We start from the raw sequence: 4,872 nt of genomic DNA, 5'->3' as shown, positions 1-4,872 counted from the left end.
AATCATTTCATGGTTTATTTTATTTTGAGGGATGATCTGGTTTTTGTGGAGTGGTTTTTGCTGTGAGGATTATTGTAATCAATTGATTTTGTGTTAACTAAACAAACCTTGCGGCGATGTGAATAAAAAAATGCTTGACTAAAAGAGCCAAGGTGACTAGCCTTTCGGATGTATCTGGTGTCGGTATAGAAGCCTTCCCGGAACAAAACGAGAAATACAGAGTCAAAAATCAAGCGGAGACCGCGATTTCAATGTGGTTATTTGCGATGGACGGTGATGAAAAGCTCTGATTTTCATCACTGGTTTTAACAAAATGTGGTGTAAAGGAGGATAAAGAGATGGCAACTACGTTAGGAACGAGCAGTGCCTCATCGGTCTCATCAAGAGGCTATGACATGTCACTGTGGTATGACTCCAAATTTTATAAATTTGGCTTAATAACCATGTTAATAGTAGCGGTATTCTGGGTATGGTATCAACGTTACTTTGCCTATTCACACGGAATGGATTCAATGGAACCAGAATTTGACCGTGTATGGATGGGGCTGTGGCGTGTACACATGGCCATTATGCCGCTGTTTGCACTGGTAACCTGGGGCTGGATCTGGAAAACACGTGATACAGAAGAGCAATTGAATAACCTGGATCCGAAACTGGAAATCAAACGCTACTTCTACTACATGATGTGGCTGGGTGTGTACATTTTTGGTGTTTACTGGGGTGGTAGCTTCTTTACGGAGCAAGATGCCTCCTGGCACCAAGTGATTATTCGTGACACCAGCTTTACACCAAGTCACGTAGTTGTGTTTTATGGATCATTCCCGATGTACATCGTCTGCGGAGTTGCAACCTACCTGTATGCAATGACCCGTCTGCCGCTGTTTCATCGTGGAACTTCTTTCCCACTGGTGATGGCAATTGCAGGTCCTCTGATGATTCTGCCAAACGTTGGTCTGAATGAATGGGGTCATGCTTTCTGGTTCATGGAAGAACTGTTCAGCGCACCGCTGCATTGGGGTTTTGTAGTGCTCGGTTGGGCTGGATTATTCCAGGGTGGAGTTGCTGCCCAGATCATTACCCGTTATTCCAACCTGACTGACGTAGTTTGGAATAATCAAAGCAAAGAAATTCTGAATAACCGGGTTGTAGCTTAGTCCGGAATACCCCTTGAAATCTGGGAAACTACATTTCAAGGGGTATATGGAAAAAGAAATGCTGGCTGGCGTTAAGAAATTAGCGTTTGGCCAGCCGGTAATCGGAATGCGGTACCTTAAAGAAAAAGAGGAATCGTGATGTTAATTTTAAATTATAAGAGGGGAGGATAGGGTGAGTATATTTAGAACAGAAGAGATCCTGAAAGCGGCCAAGATGCCGCCGGAAGCGGTCCATATGTCACGCCTGATTGATGCAGTTTATTTTCCGATTCTGGTTGTTTTGCTGGTAGGCACCTACCATATGCATTTCATGTTGCTGGCAGGTGACTGGGATTTCTGGATGGACTGGAAAGATCGTCAATGGTGGCCTGTAGTAACACCTATTGTGGGCATTACCTATTGCTCAGCAATCATGTATTACCTGTGGGTCAACTACCGTCAACCATTCGGTGCGACTCTGTGCGTAGTGTGTTTGCTGATAGGTGAGTGGCTGACGCGTTACTGGGGCTTCTACTGGTGGTCACACTACCCACTCAATTTTGTAACCCCGGGTATCATGCTCCCAGGTGCATTGATGTTGGATTTCACGATGTATCTGACGCGTAACTGGCTGGTGACCGCATTGGTTGGAGGTGGATTCTTTGGTCTGCTGTTTTACCCAGGTAACTGGCCAATCTTTGGCCCGACCCATCTGCCAATCGTTGTAGAAGGAACACTGTTGTCGATGGCTGACTACATGGGTCACCTGTATGTTCGTACGGGTACACCTGAGTACGTTCGTCATATTGAACAAGGTTCATTACGTACCTTTGGTGGCCACACCACGGTTATTGCAGCGTTCTTCGCTGCGTTTGTATCCATGCTGATGTTTTCAGTCTGGTGGTATCTTGGAAAAGTTTACTGCACAGCCTTCTTCTACGTTAAAGGTAAAAGAGGACGCATCGTACAGCGCAATGACGTTACAGCATTTGGTGAAGAAGGGTTTCCAGAGGGGATCAAATAAAATGGGTATCAAGAACCTTTATAAACGTGGAATGATGGGACTTTGTGGCGTTGCTGTGTATGCAATGGCGGCACTGACCATGACAGTGACACTAGATGTCTCAACAGTAGAAGCCCATGGAGAACGATCTCAGGAGCCGTTTCTTCGGATGCGTACAGTACAATGGTATGACATCAAATGGGGTCCGGAAGTAACCAAAGTCAATGAGAATGCCCAAATTACCGGTAAGTTTCATTTGGCAGAAGACTGGCCGCGTGCAGCAGCAAGCCCGGACTTTTCATTCTTTAACGTAGGTAGCCCAAGCTCGGTATACGTGCGTTTAAGTACGAAGATTAATGGCCACCCATGGTTTATTTCGGGTCCGCTGCAAATTGGTCGTGACTACGCGTTCGAAGTTAATCTGAGAGCACGTATTCCAGGACGCCATCACATGCATGCTATGTTAAACGTTAAAGATGCAGGTCCAATTGCAGGGCCGGGTGCGTGGATGAACATTACCGGAAGCTGGGATGACTTCACTAATCCGCTCAAGTTGTTAACAGGCGAGACCATTGACTCAGAAACATTCAACCTGTCAAACGGTATTTTCTGGCATGTTCTCTGGATGTCAATTGCTGTTTTCTGGATTGGTATTTTTGTAGCACGTCCGATGTTCCTGCCACGCAGCCGGGTATTGCTCGCTTATGGTGATGATCTGTTGCTGGATCCGATGGACAAGAAAATCACCTGGGCACTTGCAATCCTGACCTTGGCTATAGTATGGGGTGGATACCGCTATACAGAAACCAAGCATCCATACACAGTACCTATCCAGGCTGGTCAATCCAAAGTTGCACCATTGCCGGTAGCACCAAATCCGGTAGCAATCAAAATTACAGATGCTAACTATGACGTACCGGGACGTGCACTGCGTGTATCGATGGAAGTAACCAACAACGGTGATGCACCAGTCACATTTGGTGAATTTACCACAGCAGGTATTCGTTTCGTCAATACTACCGGCCGCAAGTACCTGGATCCACAGTATCCTCGTGAACTGGTCGCAGTCGGTTTGAATTTTGATGATGAGGGTGCAATTCAACCAGGCGAGACCAAGCAACTAAGAATGGAAGCCAAAGATGCTCTGTGGGAAATCCAACGTCTGATGGCGTTGCTGGGTGACCCGGAAAGCCGTTTTGGTGGACTGTTAATGTCTTGGGATTCAGAAGGTAATCGCCATATCAACAGTATTGCTGGTCCGGTGATTCCAGTCTTTACCAAGCTCTAATAGACAGTACCGAGGTACTGCGTATTAGTTAATAAGAACCCGGTACATCGCCTGTCGCAAGACAGAGGTGTACCGGTTTTTTATTACGACTCTGATTTTGACGAAGCATCAGACAGCCTGTCAAATTCGGTATCTTGAATACTGAATTGAAAGGAATTATAAAAATGGGAAGAGAGCATCTGTTGGAAAAGCAGAAAAGTGGTTTTTTATTAAGACAGGAGCAAGGAATCGTCATGTTGAAGCGATCGGTACAACTGGCTTTTATGACTTGTGTTCTTGCCATCGTGTGCTACACGAACACAGCCTTGGGGCATGGTCGTGTATCGCTGGAGGAAGATACCTGCGTGCGCCAGATAGGTGAAAACATGGTGCATTTGAACACCTATCAGCCTCAATTCGATCGGGGCGGGCATTATTGCACAGAGATTCCAATGGCTGGAGATACCTATCTGGTTGTGGATCTGATAGACCTGGCTTTGCGCGATATGCCAGTGGGTATGAAAGTATTCAGAGGCGAAGAAAAGGAAGGAGATGCGATCATCCAGGTCAATGCAGCTCATCACCCAGATGGAGTCATTAATGGAATAGGCAGGCTGGATAAAGGATTATATTCAGTAATAGTAACGGCGGAAGGAGTTCCTCCCCTAAATTATTATTACCAGCTGCGAGTTGAAATGATTGACTATGGCAAGCTTGCACGCACCTGGGCAGGCCCGGCAATTGCACTCCTGTTCCTGAGTTGGCTGCTGTATAAGCTGATACAATCCGGCCGCTTGAGAAGCTGGTTTAAATCCGAAGACGATTAAATTCAGGCATCTTCGTATGCTGACATGATTTGCAACAAAATATAAAAGATAGGGAGGATAGATAGATGACAAAAAGATGGACAATAACTGGCATTAAATGGCTGGTTGGAATGTTACTGGGCATGGCCTGCTGGATGCAGGCTTATGCTCATGGTGGGCTGTCTATGGCAGAGGACGTGTGCAAGCTCACAATTGGGCCTTATACCATGCACTTTACAGGCTATCAGCCTGAAAGCTCGCAAGAACAGGAATTCTGTGAAGACATACCCAATACAGGCCGTACAGTAGTAGCACTGGATTACATTGATGAAGCACTGAGACCATTGACGACCGAAGTACGTATTATTCGTGATACAGGTGCAGAGCCGGGGGAAGAAGGAAATCTTGAAGAGATTACCGTAATGCACATCCCTGCAAAAGTGTACTCGAATGGATCAGTAACGTTTGAACATACATTTCCTGAAGAAGGAAATTTTGTAGGACTGGTCACAGTTAACGACAATGGAACAGAACATGTATCACGTTTCCCTTTTGCTGTAGGCACGGGGGGTAAAATCAAGTTGAATATGTTCCTCTGGCCTTTATTGATCGTTATTATAGGTGCCGGATACTTCTTCTTCTCAAAAAGTAAAAAAGAAAAAA

5 protein-coding genes are annotated in these 4,872 nt (G+C 45.7%); all 5 read left to right on the top strand.

Annotation, left to right across the window (positions count from 1 at the left end; genetic code table 11):
• Positions 1 to 338 precede the first annotated feature (338 nt).
• Positions 339 to 1,154, top strand: coding sequence for a methane monooxygenase/ammonia monooxygenase subunit C (locus BM331_RS11280; RefSeq protein WP_074929556.1), 816 nt, complete (start codon positions 339 to 341; stop codon positions 1,152 to 1,154).
• Positions 1,155 to 1,326: 172 nt separating this feature from the next.
• Positions 1,327 to 2,157 carry a methane monooxygenase/ammonia monooxygenase subunit A gene (locus tag BM331_RS11275; protein ID WP_256214908.1) on the top strand — a complete coding sequence of 277 codons (831 nt, stop codon included), beginning with the start codon at positions 1,327 to 1,329 and terminating at the stop codon, positions 2,155 to 2,157.
• A gap of 1 nt (position 2,158) precedes the next feature.
• Positions 2,159 to 3,424, top strand: a complete 1,266-nt coding sequence (locus tag BM331_RS11270) for a methane monooxygenase/ammonia monooxygenase subunit B (RefSeq protein ID WP_074929555.1) — start codon at positions 2,159 to 2,161, stop codon at positions 3,422 to 3,424.
• 164 nt (positions 3,425 to 3,588) lie between these two features.
• On the top strand, positions 3,589 to 4,230 hold the full coding sequence (locus tag BM331_RS11265) for a hypothetical protein (protein ID WP_256214907.1): 642 nt from the start codon (positions 3,589 to 3,591) through the stop codon (positions 4,228 to 4,230).
• Between the two features lie 65 nt (positions 4,231 to 4,295).
• Positions 4,296 to 4,872, top strand: a 577-nt coding sequence (locus BM331_RS11260; RefSeq protein WP_074929554.1) for a hypothetical protein, incomplete at its 3' end; no start/stop codon positions are given.

Origin of the sequence: Nitrosomonas eutropha (assembly GCF_900116685.1) — a bacterium.
GTDB classification, from domain to species: Bacteria; Pseudomonadota; Gammaproteobacteria; order Burkholderiales; family Nitrosomonadaceae; genus Nitrosomonas; species Nitrosomonas eutropha_A.
This window is presented reverse-complemented; position numbering and strand designations above follow the sequence as displayed.